This window comes from Thalassotalea euphylliae (genome assembly GCF_042682785.1).
In the GTDB taxonomy this organism is placed as follows: Bacteria; Pseudomonadota; Gammaproteobacteria; order Enterobacterales; family Alteromonadaceae; genus Thalassotalea_F; species Thalassotalea_F euphylliae.
In genome coordinates this window covers 513,009-532,280 of the sequence record NZ_JBHUIB010000003.1, presented here as the reverse complement: position 1 = coordinate 532,280, position 19,272 = coordinate 513,009, and the positions used below count along the sequence as shown (strand labels likewise).

The following is a 19,272-nucleotide window of genomic DNA, read 5'->3' as shown; positions in this document are numbered from 1 at the left end:
CGAGACACGTCTCGTCTAAATACAATCAAATAAATTAACAGCTTACTAAGTATTGCTGGCTTAGTAAGAATGACATCCGTGAGGCTGACAAACTGCTGTTACCATTGCGATAGATTGCTTTGTGTTCTAAGCAAATGGTGTGCTGTGGCAAAAATATAGAGTCACAGTTACTATGAAACGTATGTTAATCAACGCTACACAGTCAGAAGAGTTACGTGTAGCCTTGGTCGATGGGCAACGCCTTTACGATTTAGATATCGAAAGCCCAGGCCATGAACAGAAAAAGGCAAATATCTATAAAGCGAAAATCACTCGCATTGAACCCTCTTTAGAAGCAGCTTTCGTTGACTATGGTGCTGAGCGCCACGGTTTCTTACCAATGAAAGAGATTGCTCGCGAATACTTCCCTGAAGGCTACAAATTCCAAGGCCGTCCTAACATCAAAGATGTGTTAACTGAAGGCCAGGAAGTAATTGTTCAAGTTGATAAAGAAGAACGTGGTCAGAAAGGTGCCGCACTAACAACATTTATCAGCTTAGCAGGTAGTTACCTAGTATTAATGCCAAATAACCCACGTGCTGGTGGTATTTCTCGCCGTATCGAAGGTGATGAACGCACAGAACTTAAAGCATCTTTAAGCAAATTAGACTTACCTAAAGGTATGGGGCTAATTGTTCGCACGGCTGGTGTCGGTAAAGATTACGAAGAGCTAGCCTGGGACTTAAACGTTTTATTGCACCACTGGAAAGCGATTGAAGACGCAGCAGCGAGCCGCCCAGCTCCATTCCTTATTCACCAAGAAAGTAATTTAATCTTGCGAGCGATTCGCGATTATTTACGTCGTGATATCGGTGAAGTTATTGTTGACCGCCCTAAAGTATTTGAGAGTGTTAAACAGCATATCGAGCTGGTTCGTCCTGATTTTGCTAGTAAAGTGAAGTTATACACAAACGATGTACCATTATTCACGCATTACCAAATTGAGACACAAATTGAGTCAGCATTCCAACGCGAAGTAAGACTTCCGTCTGGCGGCTCAATCGTTATCGATCCAACAGAAGCGATGATCTCTATCGATATAAACTCAGCTCGAGCAACTAAGGGCGGAGATATCGAAGAAACGGCCTTCAATACAAACCTTGAAGCCGCTGAAGAAATTGCACGTCAGCTTCGCTTACGTGATGCTGGTGGTCTTGTTGTTATCGACTTTATTGATATGACGCCAGTTCGTCACCAACGTGAAGTCGAAAACCGTTTGCGAGAAGCAACTCAGCAAGACCGTGCGCGTATCCAGTTGGGCCGCATCTCACGTTTCGGCTTGATGGAAATGTCTCGTCAACGTTTACGACCTTCAATTGGTGAAACAAGCCAAAATGTTTGTCCTCGCTGTAATGGTACTGGCCATGTTCGAGGTATTGAATCTTTAGCACTATCAATCCTTCGTTTAATGGAAGAAGAGGCCATTAAAGAAAATACGGCGCATGTACAAGCACAAGTTCCTGTTCCTGTTGCCACATATTTATTGAACGAGAAACGCCGTTCTGTCATGCATATTGAAAAGCATCATGGTGTAAAAGTGCTTATCATCCCGAACCCGAATATGCATACGCCGCAATATGAAGTATTGCGTGTTCGTCAAGACGAAACGGTTGATGAGGCAAGCTACGACACAGAGTTGAAGCAAGCTGAAGTTGAAGAAGCAGTAATGCCTAAGTTCAACAAAGAAGCGGCTAAACGTGATGAACCTGTTATTCAGGGTATGACGGCACCTAAGCGTACAGCAAGCCAACCAGTGAAAAGTAAAAACACGCCAGAGAAACAAAAAGAAGAAAAAGGCATAGTAGCTTCATTCTTCTCTTGGTTAGGCGGTTTATTTTCTTCTGAAGAACCTAAACAAGAAGAGAAACCTAAACAGCGCCAACGTGGTGGTCGTCGCGACAACCAAAACCGTAACCGTAAGCCTCGCAACAATAATCAACGTCGCAACAACAGAAATGCGGCGAAAGAAAAAGATGAGTTGAGAGATAACAAGGATACGCAAAAACAAAACAAAGCGAAAAAACCTCGCCGACAAGAGCAAGATAAAGTTGCTAAACAGCCGAGAGAGGAAAAAGTAGCAGAGCGCAGACAACGTCGTAACAACCGCAAAAAAGTGCGTATTAATGAAGAGAACTCAGCGGTTGCAGCGGAAGATGCAGTTGTTGATTCGGTTGCAACTACTGAGAAGCAAGAGAAACCAGCAAAAACTAAACAGCCGCGCAGAAAAGCTGAACGTTCAGAGAAAGCTGACAAGTCACCAAAGCCGACCAGTAAGCAGGCAAAAGAAGACGACGCTCAATTAACGCCAACTGACAACCAAGATGTTGCTGATACAGATGAAAACGCAGATGGTAAAAAGCAAGAGCGTTCTCGTAGCAGACGTTCTCCTCGTCACCTACGTTCGCATGGCCAGCGCCGTCGTCGTTCGGCTGAGCATGAAGGCGATAAAGACGAAGCTACGGTATCTACAGAAATCACAGAAGATCCGGTTAAAGCCCGTTATCCAAGTGCAGCCGAATCTGAAGTTTCTGTAACAACTGAAAGCTCAACTCGTGAGGAAGTTCAACAGGACCTTCCTGGTCTTGAAGCTGATGCTGCAGCAGCCAGCGTGCAGGTTGAAACGCCCCCTTCGACGGAGGAGTCAGGCGACACAGTAACCTCTAACTCTGGTGAAGAAAATACAACTGAACAAGCGGCTGAAGAGACGAAAACAACCGAAGGTGTCACTGACGCTCATGCTGCGCCAGCTGAAGTAACTGTGGCACAAGAAGAAGCACAGGCAGATGTTACTGAAGCGCAAGCTAGTACAGAAGTGGCTGTTGTGAAAACAACTGAAACAGCTGTAGTGGCGCCTCAAAAGGAAACAGTGACTGTAGAAAAAAGTCAGCCTGCTGAGCAGACGAAAACTGCCAAAGCTAAAAAGCTTAATGGTAAAGCGAGCTCACCAATGGCGAAGCCTGAAACCATTGTCTCTGATTTAGCTATTCCAAGAGATTTTCTGGCGCAAAGTGAACGTTCAGCACCTGCACGTTCTTCTAAACAAGCAGCAAGGTCTTTTGCTTCAGATGCAAGTAGTTCAGGCCCTGTGAAGTGCTAACCTTTTTTCATCAATAAGATGAAAAGGTCAAATTAAAAAAGCCAGCAGATTGCTGGCTTTTTTATTACCTCATTTATAGGCTCTTATTAGCGTTGTTGCGTCTATAAGCTGATAAGCGTCCTATTGTCGGCAACAATTTTATCGCCAATACCTTTTACTTCGGTTAACTGTTCAATCGAAGAGAACTCACCATTTGATTCACGGTAAGCAACAATTGCTTGTGCTTTTTTGTTGCCAATACCTTTCAACATCGTCAACTGTTCGACCGATGCTTTATTGATACTTATGGGTGTTGTTATCACAGATTGGATTCGACTTTCTTCCTGAATGTCGTTTGCATGTACTAAAGAAAGAGGTAATAAAGTGGTTGCCGCTAAAACGGCTATTTTTAGAATATTCATAAAAATCCTTGTATGTAAGTCCATATTAAAACAGTCATATAAATATGACTGTTTTAATATTTAGTTCACAATCAAAGATTTGTCAAAAACTAAGTAATTGATTTATTGATAGCTTCTAGAACTTGCTGTGGGTTATCTGCTTTAGTTATTGGGCGGCCGATAACCAAGTAATCAACACCAACGCCAATTGCTTGCTCTGGCGTCATAATTCGTTTTTGATCATCTGTGCTTGCACCTGACGGCCTTATACCCGGCGTTACCAACTTAAACGTTTCACCAAATGCGTCTTTAAGTGCTTCAGCTTCCCAAGCAGAGCATACTACACCGTCCAACCCAGCATTTTGTGCAAGAGTCGCCAAGCTAGCAACATGTTCAGCCGGAGATTTTTCAATACCGATGCCTTCTAGGTCTTCTTCACCCATACTGGTTAAAACTGTGACGGCAATTAACAATGGCGCTTTATCACCATAAGGAGCGAGTGCTTCTTTAGCCTTTTCCATCATTTTAAAGCCACCTGTAGCATGAACATTTACCATCCATACGCCTAACTCTGCGGCTGCAGTAACGGCTTTAGCCACTGTGTTTGGAATGTCATGAAACTTGAGGTCAAGGAAAACATCAAAGCCACGCTCAACAAGCGCTTTAACGAAATCTGGACCAAAATAAGTAAACATCTCTTTACCTACTTTTAAGCGGCAATCTTGTGGGTTTACTTTATCTACAAATGCCAGTGCATCAGCTTGATTATCAAAGTCTAATGCAACGACTACTTTCGCATCGCTCATGAACGCTTCCTATTAAAATATATTTCCCTTATTTTAACTGACTAGCGCTAAATATCGAAGTACAAATATGAACGACATGATCAGAGTGATTCGAAAAAAACAGATATTTTGTAGTTACTTTTTAGTAGGATGGGCGACAATTAATAAGACCTAAGGTTTTCCATGATCGCGCTATCGCCTCTCGATGTTTTTGACTTATTTTTGCGTTTTTCTGCGACAGGTATTTTGTTTCTGTTAATAGGTTGGTTTATCGCTTTCAGTCATCAAAATCATCGACATTCAGCAGTAGCACTTATCGTTTGCGTCATCTCTTATATTCTTTTAACAACACCGGTACCAAATGATGACTACGGTTATTTAAGACAGCCTTTGCTTTTATTTACCGACCTTACGGCTTTCGCGATTCTATGGTTTTCACACACTGTACTTCAGCCCGAGACTGACATCAGACGAGTTTCCAAATGGACACTTTATCCCATAGGTCTCTGGTGTACTTGGCTAAGTTATTTCTTTTTGTTCACCGACGGCAAAGGCCCTCTTCACGATTTGAGCCATCTCGTCGGATTTACAGTGCTCATTATTGTTGTTTACAAAGCAGCCGAGGGCTATTTCGATGACTTAGTCGATAAACGCCGAAACATGAGGCTAATTATCGTTGCTGTATGTGGCATTTACATGGCGTTGTTGACGCTCTTTGAACTCGTTTTTGTTGATGTGAAGGATACACCAATTTTTAGTGTTATTAATGCAATGACTATATTTCTGTCATGCTTCATTATTGCGCTAAAGGCGACTAAACTCCCTATCAATAGCGACTTGAATATTCCCCCCCTCTCTTCAAGGAAGAAAACCGACACCATCAAGCAGGAGGTTTATAGCCGTCATAAAGATGCGCTAATACAAAAAATGAATGATGGTGCGTATAAGCAGCCAGGATTGACAATATCCGCATTAGCGAAACATATGAACGTTCCCGAGCATCAGCTTCGCCAATTAATAAATAAAGAACTAGGTTTTAGTAATTTCTCACATTACCTAAACAGTTACAGAATTCCCGATGTATGTGAACAACTAAAAGATAAGTCAAAGGAACACATACCTATCCTCACGTTAGCATTGGATGCAGGTTTCGGCTCAATAGCCTCATTTAATCGCGCTTTTAAACAGCAAATAGGTGTGACACCTACAGAATTTCGTGCGCAATTTTAAAATTGCGCAGCTTTTTTTAGTTTTGATAAGACTTTATTAAACGCTTTCGATGAAATTATGTTCTCGTTTAGTCAACTACTTTTACGTGAACATTACTTTCATGAAAACAATTAGAAAAAAAAACATATACGTTTTTGTCATACTTGCCTTGTTAACTTTTGTTAGTTACTCACTGCTCCCTATTTATCAATTTTACGCGCACCGTTATCAGGCCCCACTTTTTCCATGGGGTTTTACTGATATACCAAAGAACCCACCAAGTCATTCGGTAGTGAAATCTTCGAAGTATTCAAATATTGAAGCAAAAGCTATTAGTATGCTTGAAGCACACCGAGAGAAAATAAATAGCCCCGGCATTTCAGTCGCTGTCGCTATACAGGATAAAATCATTTGGCAAGCGGCTTCAGGGTGGCGAAATATAGAACAAAGAGAACCAATGAGCGTCGATACCATACTGCGGATAGGGAGCACGTCAAAAGCACTTACCTCAGCAGGTTTAGCGAGACTCGTAGACCAGGGCACTATCTCGCTAGACGACACGCTTGGAGAAATATTAACCCCCTTACCCAACCCCAATTGGTCTTCCATTAAAATACGTAACCTTGCTTCCCATACGGCGGGTATTCCGCACTATGGTGACAATACAGAGTTGATGGGCCTTGTTAAAACAGTGAGTTTAAATACGCAATACAATAACGTTACGGATGCTGTAAAACTATTTGATAAAAGTGACCTTTTATTTGAGGCGGGCGATAAGTTTGAATACTCGAGTCTAGGAACTGTTTTACTGAGTTTAGCGCTTCAAAAACGTGCTGACATGCCCTATCAGCAATGGATGAAAGACCAAGTATTCAAGCCACTAGGTTTAATTAATACCATAGAAGAAAACGTCAAGGCACCAAACCCTAAACAAGCAACATTTTACATTCAAGAATCAGATACTCTTAGAGTAAAACCATGGCGTCCGGTTAATTTGAGTCATAGACTTGCAGGAGGCGGTTGGCTTTCGACTTCTGCTGACTTGGCAATGTTTGGCCAAGGTTTTCTTTCCTATGACTTTATTAGTGAGTCAACAAGATCCGATTTTTGGACACCACAAGCCTTAAACAACGGAGAAATAAACCATCAACAGTATGCGATAGGTTGGCGTGTACACGATGTTGATTTAGGTGAAAAGATTGGGCAAGTGAAGTATGCACATCACGGTGGTGTTTCTAGAGGCGCCCAAAGCTTTTTGATGATCATTCCTGAATATGGCTTCTCATTAGCTGTGAACATTAATACTAAAACAAAAACTTTTAGCGAATTCAGCGCAATTGTGAAGCCACTCACAAAGCTATTTATTGAAGCTTCACTGGCTAATACGTTGAAATAGAATGTTGGAAGGGAGTACAGCTTTACTCCCCCTCGAGCCCTCTTACAGGTTTTAATGTTTCCCAGTCATGGCACGACGGACATGACCAATAGTGTGTGCTGCTATTGAATCCGCATGACCTACAACTGTAACGAGGGCGCATATTAATATATTCCGTAATCATCTCTCTAATAACTGTCAGACTCTCTTTTTCTGCATCACTCGCTTTACGGCCCAATTGGATTTTGACGAAGTGCTTGAACCCGCGAATTGTCGGCCTTCTTTTCAGTGCAGTTAACAGGAACTCAACCGCTTTATCAATATTGTGCTTTTCTGTTAAGTGCTCAAGATATTTTATAAGAGCGCTCGTGCCGCCAGTTTCGTCATACACCTGTCGGATAAATGAGAAAAACTCGTCTTCTCTCCCTAAGTGTTTATAACAGGCGTGCATCTTTTCTATGACTTCCGGGAAAAAGTCTTTATCTTGTCTATATATCGCTTCATAACACTTTGCAGCTTGCTCATATTGCTCATGCTCTTCATACACACCAGCAAGGTGCCAGTTGGCCCGACAAGATTTAGGGTCACAAATAAGTGCTTGCTCTAGCAGCTCAATTACATCGATAAACTTGTCTTGTTGCTGCGCCTCTACTGAAAGTTCACAATAAAAGTTACCAAGGTTATGAAGCAATTGCTTGTTGTTTAATTTAAAAATTGCTTTTCGAAGTAAAACCCCTTGCTCCCAATCCTTAGTCGATTGGTATATTTGCATCAAGTACGTCAAGGATTTTTCTTTGTATATTTTTGACTTGAGCAACTTATGGAACATATGCTCAGCACGGTCATAAAGGCCAGCTGTTAGAAAGTCTTTCGCTAATTCAAATACTGCCTGTTGCTGCGGTTTTGATGGCAAATTTCCGTGTCTTACTAAATGCTCGTGTACTTTAAGCGCTCTATCAAGTTCGCCACGTTTACGGAATAAGTTTGCTAACGCGAAATGTGCTTCAACTGTATCATCTTCAACTTTTAACGCTTCGATTAAGTAATCAATAGCCTTATCTTGCTGATTAGACAGCAAGTAATTTAAACCCGTAGAGTATTTTATTGAAAGGTCTTGTTTGGCTGTTTGATCCTTTTGCTTAATGCTATTACGGCCCATAAACCAGCCATAACCCATGGCAACCGGCAATAACAAAAATAACAGCTCTAACATAAAAGAAATTAACTCTTATTCGATTGACGTTTAAATGGCTTCAACAGCTTCAACATCAACACGAATAGTAAACCCAAGAAGAAACCTAAAGTCATGAATAGGCTTACAGCCATTGCAATAGGCATAGAGGTTTTTGCAATTAAATAGTTCAACGTAATAACTTGCTCATTCTGACTACCAAATACAAAAGCGAGAATCAGCAAGAAGAACATAGCAATAATTGTGAGGTAAAGTTTCAAACTAAATCCAAAATATTGTGATGAAAAAAAACGGCATGCCAAAGCATGCCGTTTTTGATTTAATTTCGCAACTTAAGCTAAGGACGCGTTTACGCGTTCTCTTAACTCTTTACCAGGCTTAAAGTGCGGTACATATTTACCGGTTAACTCAACCGCTTCACCCGTTTTTGGGTTACGACCCGTACGAGGCGCACGATAATGAAGCGAGAAGCTACCAAAACCTCTAATTTCAATGCGCTCTCCTCTTGAGAGAGATTGAGCCATCATTTCGAGAATTTCTTTAATTGCAGTCTCAACATCTTTAGCAGGGATATGTGTTAGTTTCTCTGCTAACTTTTCAATGAGTTCTGACTTGGTCATTAGACCTCCCAGTGTTCATTCAGCATCACGCTGTTGAGTATTATGAGGAGGCTCATAGCCTCCTCTCCTTAAGCCCTAAAGGAAATTAACCTTTAGCGTTCTTGAACGCTTCTGCCATTGCGTTAGTGAAACCTGCATCTTCTTGCTGGTTCAAGTTGTCCATCGCTTGACGCTCTTCTGCTTGATCTTTCGCTTTAATAGATAAGCTGATAGTGCGGTTCTTACGATCAACACCCATGAACTTAGTTTCAACTTCGTCGCCTACAGATAGTTCAGTAGTCGCATCTTCGATACGCTCACGAGAGATATCAGAAGCACGTAAGTAGCCTTCAACACCTTCTGCTAATTCAACTTTAGCACCTTTAGCGTCTACTTCAACTACTTTACCAGTAACAATAGCACCTTTTTTGTTATCTGTCAGATACATATTGAACGGATCGTCTTCTGCTTGCTTAACGCCTAGAGAGATACGCTCACGCTCTGGGTCAACTTGAAGAACAACAGCTGAAATCTCATCACCTTTCTTGTATTCACGAACAGCTTCTTCACCGCCGTTCCAAGAAATGTCAGATAAGTGAACAAGACCATCGATGCCACCGTCAAGACCAATGAAGATACCGAAGTCAGTAATTGACTTGATCTTACCTGATACTTTGTCACCTTTGTTGAAGTTCTTAGCGAACTCTTCCCAAGGATTAGGAACACACTGCTTAAGACCTAGAGAAATACGACGACGTTCTTCGTCAATTTCTAATACAAGTACTTCAACTGTGTCACCTAAGTTAACAACTTTAGATGGGTGGATGTTCTTGTTAGTCCAATCCATTTCAGAAACGTGAACTAGACCTTCAACGCCTTCTTGGATTTCAACGAAACAACCGTAGTCAGTTAAGTTTGTTACGCGGCCAGAAAGCTTAGAACCTTCTGGGTAACGGTTAGCAATTGCTACCCATGGATCTTCGCCTAACTGCTTCATACCTAGAGATACACGTGTACGCTCACGGTCGAACTTAAGAACTTTAACTTGGATTTCATCACCAACGTTAACGATTTCACTTGGGTGCTTAACACGCTTCCAAGCCATATCAGTGATGTGTAATAGGCCGTCAATACCGCCAAGGTCTACGAATGCACCGTAGTCAGTAAGGTTCTTAACGATACCTTTAACTTCTTGACCTTCTTGTAGAGACTCAAGTAACTCGTCACGTTCTACGCTGCTTTCTGATTCGATAACAGCACGGCGAGAAACAACAACGTTATTACGCTTCTGGTCAAGCTTAATAACTTTGAATTCTAAATCTTTGCCTTCTAGGTGAGCAGTGTCACGTACTGGACGAACGTCAACTAGAGAACCTGGTAAGAATGCACGAATGTTGCTTACTTCAACAGTGAAACCACCTTTAACTTTACCGTTGATAACACCGATAACAGTTTCTTTTTCTTCGTAAGCTTTTTCAAGCACTTGCCATGCTTCGTGGCGTTTTGCTTTTTCGCGAGAAAGTACAGTTTCACCGAAACCGTCATCTGTTGCGTCTAATGCTACATCTACTTCTGAACCAACTTCGATTTCTACTTCACCAGCAGAGTTCTTGAATTGGTCAATTGAAATTACAGACTCTGATTTTAGGCCTGCATCAACGATTACGTTGTCTTTTTCAATTTTTACAACAGTACCCTTGATAATTGAACCAGGGCGCGTTTCGATCTCTTTTAAACTTTCTTCAAAAAGTTGTGCAAAATTTTCAGTCATACCTGTGTATAAACTCTTTTAAATAATCCAATCAACGTCAATGTGTCATGGGGTTGTTAAAACGACCTGTTGTATCCTTACTTCAGGTTAAATATTTTCAGTTTGCGTAAGCTTTTCGTTCGTGAACGATAGGATTTTATTGACCACTTCTTGTATAGAAAGATCAGTAGAATCAATACTTAACGCTCCTTCTGCCGGTACAAGCGGAGCAACCTTACGGTTTTGATCACGCTCATCACGTAGACGTATGTCTTCCAAAAGGCGCCCGATTTTAACATCGAAGCCTTTTTCTTTCAACTGTTTATATCTGCGTTCGGCACGTTCTTCAGCACTTGCTGTTAGAAAAACTTTTACCGGGGCGTCGGTAAACACGACTGTCCCCATATCACGACCATCGGCGACTAAGCCTGGTGAAACTCTAAACGCTCGTTGACGCCTAAGCAGGGCTTCACGAATTCTAGGGAAAGCTGCAACTTTTGACGCTAATGCACCAACTTCTTCGGTACGAATACTGTCAGATACATCTTCACCTTCAAGGATGACTTTGCTGTTGCCGTCATCAGTAATCTCAAATTGCACATCCAAGTGTGCTGCAATTGGTATGAGTGGCTCTTCCTCTTCAACTTCAATATTGTGGTGAATAAGAGCAACTGCCAGTACACGATAAATTGCGCCGCTATCAAGAAGTTGCCAACCTAGTTGGTCTGCAACAAGGCGCGAAACTGTTCCTTTACCCGCCCCACTAGGGCCATCAATGGTGATTACTGGAATGCTTTCTTGCATACATTTATTCTCCTAATGTCGCAAATCGGCGGCATTATACGGGAAAAGATCTTTAAAATCGTTTAAAAAATTATTTTTTAACAATTTTTAAACACAAAGTTTGTTGCCGCTCAACAAAGTTTATTTTGCAATAGAAAAGGCAAGCGACTCTGGTATTTTCTTTGTTTACCAGGGGCGCTTGCCTATTAACTATTACACTATAGAAGTAAAAATGATTTTCTTCTTGTTACTTAGCTCGAGACTTGTTTTAGTTTATCGAAATAGTCTGGGAATGTTTTTGCCGTGCATTTCGGGTCATTAATTGTCACAGGCGTATCGCTTAACGCAACCAAAGAAAAGCACATCGCAACTCGGTGATCATTGTATGTATCAATTTCAGCATGCATTAATGTGTCCGGAGGCGTGACAGAAATGTAATCTTCGCCCTCTTCAACTTCTGCCCCAACTTTGCGGAGTTCTGTTGCCATCGCCGCTAAGCGATCAGTTTCTTTTACACGCCAATTATATATATTCCTAATACTGGTTGTGCCTTTCGCAAAAAGAGCCGTGGTCGCAATAGTCATTGCGGCATCAGGAATATGATTCATATCCATATCAACCGCAGTTAAAGGCTTGCCCTTAACGGTAATAGACTCATCATGCCATATCACTTCAGCCCCCATTTTTTCGAGTACATCAGCGAAGTGTTTATCACCTTGAACACTAAGTTTACCAACACCATGTACGGTAATATCGCCGCCTTTTATCGCGCCTGCCGCTAGAAAATAAGATGCTGATGACGCGTCACCTTCTACCATGTAACGTTCAACAGCCATGTAAGACTGATTAGCTTTTACGTAAAAAGATTGATAGTTATTGTTTTCAACATTTACGCCAAATCGGGCCATAATATCCAAGGTAATATCGATATAAGGTTTAGAAACTAATTCACCTTCAATCACTATTTCAGTATCTGACCTTAGCAAAGGTGCAACCATCAAAATAGCCGTTAAGAACTGACTAGAGATAGAACCGTCTATTGACACCTTGTCTCCACTAAGAGGGCTACCGATGATTTTCACTGGTGGGTAATCAGTATTTTCAAGGTACTCAATATTGGCATTCAATTGATTGAGCGCATCAACTAGGTGTCCTATTGGACGCTCTTTCATTCTTGGCTCGCCAGTTAACACAAACTCACCTTCACTGGCAGCAAGCGCTGCACAAAGAGGACGCATTGCAGTACCTGCATTACCAAGATAAAGCTCTAATGGTTCTGTTGTGGTGAAAAAACCATTATTACCTGTGACCACACATTCAGTACCACAATCACTTAATTGGTATTGAATACCAAGGCTAGTCAACGCATTTAGCATGTGCTTGATATCGTCACTCACTAATAAGTTGGTAATTTTTGTCGTACCATTCGCTAGCGCTGCTATGAGTAACGCGCGATTCGATAAACTTTTCGAGCCAGGTAAAAAAACCTCACCATTAATTCTATTGATCGGTTGTAAAGTTAACTGTTCCACTTTAACCAACCTCTTCTACTTGCTTTTTGATTGACATAAACTCTTCCTTCTTTTTCTACTTCTATCCTTTATGACGCTCAGCGAACGCGTTCATAAAGTTAACCAACGCTTGAACACCAGCTAATGGCATTGCGTTGTATATGCTAGCTCGCATGCCACCGACACTGCGGTGACCTTTCAATGCGACAAGACCAGCGTTTTCGGCCTCTGTTAAAAAGGCATCATTGAGTGATTCGTCAGCTAACCAAAAGGGTACATTCATCAATGAGCGATTTGCTGACGAAATATTATTCTTATAAAAACTGTTATTATCGATACAGTTATAGAGCAGTTGCGCCTTAGTTTGATTAATTTCACTAATAGTAGCGACCCCACCCAATTCGCTTAACCAATCAAAAACTAGGCCCGCTAAATACCAAGCAAATGTAGGAGGCGTATTATACATTGAGCCATTAACGGCAGCATATTCATAGTTAAAGACAGAAGGTGTCTCTTTTCTTGCGTTGCCTAACAAGTCTTCACGGACAATAACAATGGTAAGGCCCGATGGCCCGATATTTTTTTGTGCACCCGCGTAAATTAGGCCAAACTTACTGACGTCAATATGACGAGATAAAATCGTTGATGACATATCAGCGACTATTGGCACTCCGTGTGTTTCTGGAACATCAAAAATTTCGATACCGTCAACTGTTTCGTTTGGACAATAATGCACATAAGCACTGTCACTTGAGAGTGGCCACTTTGAAGAGTCAGTAACTGTCTTCTTGCCATCAACGTCACTGACCGGTTCAATCACATTGATTTCACCGAAATTATTTGCTTCTTTGGCAGCAGCTTTTGACCAAGACCCCGTAACAACATAATCAGCTTTACCACCAACAGGTAACAGATTAAATGGCACTGCAGAAAACTGACCGCGTCCGCCTCCATGCATAAAAAGCACTTTATAGTTGTCAGGAATATTCATTAAAGAACGCAATGATGCTTCTGCATGCTCAGCAACCGCCATAAACGACTTGCTGCGATGACTCAACTCCATCACCGAGCAACCATGAGCTTGCCAATTGACCAGTTCAGCTTGCGCTTTTTGCATAACAGGGGCCGGTAACATAGCCGGGCCCGCACAAAAGTTAAATATTCCTGACATCTATCTATTTCCTACGAGCAGAGAAAAATATTCTAAAAAAATTAAATCGTGCAAACAAAAATGGGCGGATAACCCGCCCATTTCAATCGCCTGCGGATCTACTTATTCGTCATCACCGAGCGACTCTTCTGAAGATGGAGCTTCCGCATTTTCAGACGTTTCAGCGTTTGCTTCGCCTACAGCACCTTCAACGACTTCACCTTCAACAAATGACTCATCTTCTTCGATTTCATCAATGCGTTGTAAAGCTACTACATGCTCATCTTCGACAGTACGAATCAAGCGAACACCTTGGGTATTACGTCCAATAACGCTTACCTCGTTAACACGAGTACGCACTAGTGTACCGTTGTCAGTGATCATCATGATCTCGTCGTTCTCTTCAACTTGAACGGCACCAACAACTTTACCGTTGCGCTCGCTCACTTTGATTGAAACAACACCTTTGGTTGCACGGCTCTTCGCTGGGTACTCTTCTAGCGCAGTGCGCTTACCGTAACCATTTTCAGTAACCGTTAAAATTGGACCGTCGTTCTTCGGCACGATCAGAGAAACAACTCGTTGCTCCCCTTCTAACTTCATACCACGAACACCAGTAGCAGTACGACCAATTGGTTTTAACGCCCATTGCTGCTCGCCGGTTTCTGGATCAATTTTTATTTCACCAGTTTCGCTATCACGTTTTTTCTCGTTAAAGCGAACCACTTTACCTTCATCTGAGAACAACATGATGTCGTTATCACCGTTAGTAATATCAACACCAATTAACGTATCATCGTCACGTAAGTTAAGCGCGATAATACCGTTGGCACGCTGATTAGAGTATGCTTTTAATGCCGTTTTCTTCACCGTACCTGATGCGGTTGCCATGATGATGTATTTGTCATCTTCGTACTCACGCACAGGTAAAATAGCTGTAATGCGTTCATCTGCCTCAAGTGGTAATAAGTTTACAATTGGGCGACCACGCGCAGTACGACTTGCCAACGGTAATTGGTATACCTTCAACCAGTACAACTTACCGCGGTTTGAGAAACACAAAATGGTGTCGTGAGTATTAGCAACCAATAAGCGCTCGATGAAGTCTTCTTCTTTCATCTTAGTTGCCGCTTTACCTTTACCGCCGCGACGTTGTGCTTCATAGTCAGTTAACGCTTGATACTTGACATAGCCTTCATGAGAGAGCGTTACTACTACGTCTTCTTCATTAATAAGGTCTTCAAGTGAGATATCATGAGACGCATTGGTAATTTCAGTACGACGCTCGTCTCCAAACTCATCACGAATCGCTTCAAGCTCTTCTTTTATGACTTCCATCAAACGCGCTGGTGAGCTAAGAATGTGCAGTAATTCCGCAATCAAGTCTAATAACTCTTTGTACTCGTTTAGAATCTTTTCGTGTTCCATACCTGATAGCTTGTACAACTGTAGATCTACAATCGCTTTCGCTTGCTCAGGAGTTAGGTAGTATAACCCGTCACGAATACCATATTCTGGCTCTAACCATTCAGGTCGTGCAGCGTCAGTGCCAGCTGTTTCTAGCATGCCACTAACATTGCCTAACTCCCAACCTTGCGCTACAAGCTTTTCTTCAGCTTCTCGACGGTTGCTTGAGCTTTTTACGAGCTCAATCACAGGGTCAATATTGGCTAAGGCAATCGATAAGCCCTCTAGGATATGAGCTCTGTCTCGCGCTTTACGCAGTTCGTAAATTGTACGGCGTGTTACAACTTCACGACGGTGAAGTAGGAATGCTTCAAGCATTTCTTTCAAGTTGAATAACTTAGGCTGACCTTCAGTCAAGGCAACCATATTCAAACCGAAAGACACTTGCATTTGAGTTAGTTTGTATAAGTTATTTAGAACAACTTCACCCACGTCACCACGTTTAACCTCGATGACCATGCGCATACCGTCTTTATCAGACTCATCACGAAGTGCAGAAATACCCTCTAAGCGCTTTTCTTTAACCAGCTCAGCCATTTTTTCTATAAGGCGGGCTTTGTTAACTTGGTAAGGCAATTCATTAACGACGATGGTTTCTTTACCCGTCTTGTCGTCTACCTCAATCTCAGCACGCGCACGGATTTTGATTTTACCGCGACCTGTTTTGTATGCTTCGATGATACCTGACTTACCACTGATAATACCCGCTGTTGGGAAATCCGGGCCTGGAATGTACTCAAGCAGCTCGTCAATTGTGAGCTCGCCGTTATCAATCAGTGCTAAACAGCCATTGATGACTTCAGTTAAATTGTGTGGCGGGATGTTAGTCGCCATACCCACAGCAATACCTGATGCACCGTTCACTAACAAGTTAGGAATACGTGTTGGCATTACTGCTGGAATTTGCTCTGTACCGTCGTAGTTAGGTACGAAATCGACAGTTTCTTTGTCCAAATCAGCAAGAATAGAATGCGAGATCTTATTCATGCGAATTTCGGTGTAACGCATTGCTGCCGCAGAATCACCATCTACTGAACCAAAGTTACCCTGGCCGTCTACAAGCATGTAGCGCATAGAGAAATCTTGGGCTAATCGAACGATGGTATCGTATACTGCTGTATCACCGTGCGGGTGATATTTACCGATTACGTCACCAACAACACGTGCTGATTTTTTGTAAGGTTTGTTCCAATCATTGCCTAATACATTTTGTGCAAATAGCACACGTCTATGCACAGGCTTAAGGCCATCACGCACATCAGGAAGTGCGCGGCCAACAATTACGCTCATAGCGTAATCTAGGTACGAAGCTTTTAGCTCGTCCTCGATATTAATAGGAACGATTTCTTTTGCCAGATCGGACATAAATCGATGGTATCCCTGTAATTAGAAATTCGACGTTATTATTTTAATAAAGCGCTGCTTTTGACCTTGAAAGCAAGGGGCGCAGAATCGCTATATAGCGGTTCATTTTGCATGGATACCCCTCGTTTTTCAAGGGATTATTACACTTCCAAGAAACCTTATTTAATCCTTTATTTTTCATACAGTTAAATGTGAGTCATTTCGCCAAATTTACCGCGCTTAATTTCTGGTCAAATATCCACCAACAAAACTGCTCACGGATTAATCAGATATTTTTCTCAGCCGGTCATTTTTTGTAACAAGTGCAGTTACAATTGAAAACAAACTTCTACAGACGCTGTTCAAAAAAACGTCTACACTTAGCGCTAGTTGTGTAGAAGAAGGAATATTCCGATGCCATCGAAACACCAACAAGTAACCGTGTTTTATTTTGACGATAATGATCTACAACTTAAGCATCATATAGGAAATTATCGTTGTAGCGACAGTGGTCGCGTTGTTCTTCCCAATGCGTTTAAAGAAGACAAGCAGGTCATTGCCGTTTGTGAGGGTAAAGTTGATATTCTAAATAAAATTGGTGACAGGCTAACGTCAGCTCACTTCTTCCCAAGTGACTCTATTCAGGCATTGAGCTATTAGTATACACCTAGCGATTTGAGTTAAGCAGGAAAAAGCGTGCTTAGGCACGCTTTGCTTGTTCAAATAGTTTTCGTTTTTCTACCGCTTTTTCAAAAACGGTTTTTTCCATTTTTTTATCAAAGCCAAGAGAGAAGTATATCTCGGCAATTAAAAACAGTGGCCCTATTAACAATTGATTCAAATCATCGACAAATGCCGGCTTTGCTTTCTCGTACGCATGGCCAATGAATTGAAAAACCCAGCCTACTACAAAAGCCCCTACCGCTAGTGCCCATGCATATTGCATATCGACAAAAAACGTTGTGCTGTATATGAGCGGACCAAATAACAAAGCAATCATCAGAGCAAGCGGTCTATGGAGCGCAACATAATAACCGAGTATAGCCACACCAATTATCGATGCTAATCCAATATGAATAGCGCCATCATCAAGCACGAATTCAAATTGAATTAAATTCAATAATAACGCTACTGACCAGATAATAAGAGGAATGCCAACAAAGTGTGTTTTGATATTACTGTGATTCAAATGCACGCTTTTGTAATTTGATAATTGTTCGATGATATTTTTCATTGTTATCTTACATCTTGTCAGTTAACCCACTCTCATCTTAACGAAGAGTGGGAGAAAATCAATCTAGCTTGCGTTTAGTCACTATAAACATAGCACTGCCAACCCCAGCAAATAGTAACGTGAACATCCATACACTTGCGCTTGCCTGGAAAGCTAACCATAAACACACAGCAAGTGCTGAGCATGGCACCAAAATCCCGAATGGTAAAAACCACACATTCTGCTGCACATATTCTGGTCGCAATTTAATCAGTGCCGCTATCGAGATAAAATAACCAATCAAGCGCGCCAATGAACTAATAATGGCCAACCAAACAAAGCTTCCAGTGACAGCCAGCACTGCAGCAACAATAACCAAGAAAGAAATAGCATTTTGGGGAACATGATGCGTTTCTGATAGCTCACCAAACCACTTCGGTAAGTTTTGCTCTTTTGCCAGCGCATAAGTCATACGTGGTGCCGTAAACACGACGGTTGTTAAATTTCCCCATATCGACACTATCGCTGCTATTGTGATGATTACTGCTCCAACACTGCCCACCATGACAGTTGCTGCGTCTGCCAGCGGTGTTGTTGAATCAGACAAGTCTGGTAAAACCGACAACGAAATACTTTGAATTAAAAAGTACATCACAGCAGTAACAACTAATGTTGTTATTAAGGCATAGCCAATATTTTTCTTAGGGTTTTCACTTTCCCCTGCTGGCACAAGCGCCCCTTCGAAACCTATAAAGGCATACACGATAAGCAATAAACTCACGTCAAATTGACCAAGATCTTCGCTATTAAAGGCAAACACTATATCGTTATCCCAAAAGCTCATGCCAACGAGGATGAACGCAATCAATGGCAGGAGTTTAAGTATAGTGATGCCTTGAATCACCGACATGGCTTGTCCGACATTTCTTAGGTTAATCAACAGTAGCAACGTCAAAACAAAGAGTGATGAAATGGCATGCCAAAGACCTTCTTTAATCTCTGGCAAGAAAAAAGAGATATAAAGTAGCAAAGCATTTGTATTGGCAGCGAGTGCTGTAAGCCTGCCCACGTATAGCAACCAAGTGGTTTGGAATGCAACATGATTGCCAAAGGCTTTCTGCGTATATGCGACTGGCCCGCCGGTTTCATCAAACCCACGCGAAAGTTGAGCAAAACTCAAAATAACGAGTGACATCAACAAGGCACAGACGATAAATGCCCAAGGGCTCCATGAGCCGCTTAATGCAGCAGCCGACGCTGGCAAAGCAAAAATACCCGCACCAATAAGACCGTTGATGGCTAATGCCGCGATACCGAGCTTGCCAATAGCTCTAGACAGGTTGTTTTCAGACATGAATTTACTCTTGTTCTTGTTCTT

At 41.9% G+C, this 19,272-nt stretch carries 16 protein-coding genes; 4 read left to right on the top strand and 12 right to left on the bottom strand.

Going from position 1 to position 19,272, the window contains the following annotated elements; translation table 11 throughout:
- The first annotated feature begins 172 nt into the window (after positions 1–172).
- Positions 173–3,136 (top strand): ribonuclease E, encoded by a 2,964-nt coding sequence (rne, locus tag ACFSJY_RS09680; protein WP_386033691.1) that lies wholly within the window; start codon positions 173–175, stop codon positions 3,134–3,136.
- A 101-nt stretch (positions 3,137–3,237) separates the two neighbouring features.
- On the opposite strand, the gene ACFSJY_RS09675 is transcribed toward rne, so the two are convergent.
- Together ACFSJY_RS09675 and pyrF are read right to left on the bottom strand one after the other, a co-directional pair.
- Positions 3,238–3,537, bottom strand: a complete 300-nt coding sequence (locus tag ACFSJY_RS09675) for a ComEA family DNA-binding protein (protein ID WP_386033689.1) — start codon at positions 3,535–3,537, stop codon at positions 3,238–3,240.
- Between the two features lie 89 nt (positions 3,538–3,626).
- The gene (gene pyrF / locus ACFSJY_RS09670; protein WP_386033687.1) at positions 3,627–4,322 is read right to left on the bottom strand and encodes an orotidine-5'-phosphate decarboxylase; all 696 of its coding nucleotides are present in this window, start codon (positions 4,320–4,322) and stop codon (positions 3,627–3,629) included.
- A gap of 162 nt (positions 4,323–4,484) precedes the next feature.
- On the opposite strand from pyrF, the gene ACFSJY_RS09665 reads away from it, so the two are divergent.
- Together ACFSJY_RS09665 and ACFSJY_RS09660 are read left to right on the top strand one after the other, a co-directional pair.
- Positions 4,485–5,531, top strand: coding sequence for an AraC family transcriptional regulator (locus ACFSJY_RS09665; RefSeq protein ID WP_386033685.1), 1,047 nt, complete (start codon positions 4,485–4,487; stop codon positions 5,529–5,531).
- 271 nt (positions 5,532–5,802) lie between these two features.
- Positions 5,803–6,906: a serine hydrolase domain-containing protein gene (locus tag ACFSJY_RS09660; RefSeq protein ID WP_386033683.1), complete on the top strand. Its 1,104-nt coding sequence runs from the start codon at positions 5,803–5,805 to the stop codon at positions 6,904–6,906.
- Between the two features lie 22 nt (positions 6,907–6,928).
- Here ACFSJY_RS09660 and lapB read toward each other — a convergent pair whose 3' ends face one another.
- From lapB to gyrA, 8 genes are all read right to left on the bottom strand, one after another.
- Positions 6,929–8,098 carry a lipopolysaccharide assembly protein LapB gene (lapB, locus tag ACFSJY_RS09655; protein WP_386033681.1) on the bottom strand — a complete coding sequence of 390 codons (1,170 nt, stop codon included), beginning with the start codon at positions 8,096–8,098 and terminating at the stop codon, positions 6,929–6,931.
- Positions 8,099–8,106: 8 nt separating this feature from the next.
- The gene (locus tag ACFSJY_RS09650; protein ID WP_386033679.1) at positions 8,107–8,337 is read right to left on the bottom strand and encodes a lipopolysaccharide assembly protein LapA domain-containing protein; all 231 of its coding nucleotides are present in this window, start codon (positions 8,335–8,337) and stop codon (positions 8,107–8,109) included.
- Between the two features lie 72 nt (positions 8,338–8,409).
- Positions 8,410–8,697 carry an integration host factor subunit beta gene (gene ihfB, locus ACFSJY_RS09645; protein WP_386033677.1) on the bottom strand — a complete coding sequence of 96 codons (288 nt, stop codon included), beginning with the start codon at positions 8,695–8,697 and terminating at the stop codon, positions 8,410–8,412.
- Positions 8,698–8,782: 85 nt separating this feature from the next.
- On the bottom strand, positions 8,783–10,447 hold the full coding sequence (gene rpsA, locus ACFSJY_RS09640; RefSeq protein WP_386033675.1) for a 30S ribosomal protein S1: 1,665 nt from the start codon (positions 10,445–10,447) through the stop codon (positions 8,783–8,785).
- An 87-nt stretch (positions 10,448–10,534) separates the two neighbouring features.
- Entirely contained in the window at positions 10,535–11,230 is a 696-nt protein-coding gene (cmk, locus tag ACFSJY_RS09635) for a (d)CMP kinase (RefSeq protein WP_386033673.1), read from the bottom strand.
- Positions 11,231–11,460: 230 nt separating this feature from the next.
- The gene (gene aroA, locus ACFSJY_RS09630; RefSeq protein ID WP_386033671.1) at positions 11,461–12,741 is read right to left on the bottom strand and encodes a 3-phosphoshikimate 1-carboxyvinyltransferase; all 1,281 of its coding nucleotides are present in this window, start codon (positions 12,739–12,741) and stop codon (positions 11,461–11,463) included.
- Between the two features lie 61 nt (positions 12,742–12,802).
- Positions 12,803–13,891, bottom strand: coding sequence for a 3-phosphoserine/phosphohydroxythreonine transaminase (gene serC, locus ACFSJY_RS09625; RefSeq protein ID WP_386033669.1), 1,089 nt, complete (start codon positions 13,889–13,891; stop codon positions 12,803–12,805).
- 102 nt (positions 13,892–13,993) lie between these two features.
- The gene (gene gyrA / locus ACFSJY_RS09620; RefSeq protein ID WP_386033667.1) at positions 13,994–16,702 is read right to left on the bottom strand and encodes a DNA topoisomerase (ATP-hydrolyzing) subunit A; all 2,709 of its coding nucleotides are present in this window, start codon (positions 16,700–16,702) and stop codon (positions 13,994–13,996) included.
- Positions 16,703–17,095: 393 nt separating this feature from the next.
- On the opposite strand from gyrA, the gene ACFSJY_RS09615 reads away from it, so the two are divergent.
- Positions 17,096–17,341 carry a TIGR02922 family protein gene (locus ACFSJY_RS09615; RefSeq protein WP_386033665.1) on the top strand — a complete coding sequence of 82 codons (246 nt, stop codon included), beginning with the start codon at positions 17,096–17,098 and terminating at the stop codon, positions 17,339–17,341.
- A gap of 40 nt (positions 17,342–17,381) precedes the next feature.
- Here the strand turns inward: ACFSJY_RS09615 and ACFSJY_RS09610 are convergent, their stop codons facing one another.
- Complete coding sequence (locus ACFSJY_RS09610; protein WP_386033663.1) at positions 17,382–17,915, bottom strand: Mpo1 family 2-hydroxy fatty acid dioxygenase; 534 nt, start codon at positions 17,913–17,915, stop codon at positions 17,382–17,384.
- 58 nt (positions 17,916–17,973) lie between these two features.
- Positions 17,974–19,248, bottom strand: a complete 1,275-nt coding sequence (locus tag ACFSJY_RS09605; RefSeq protein WP_386033661.1) for an APC family permease — start codon at positions 19,246–19,248, stop codon at positions 17,974–17,976.
- Positions 19,249–19,272: the final 24 nt, after the last annotated feature.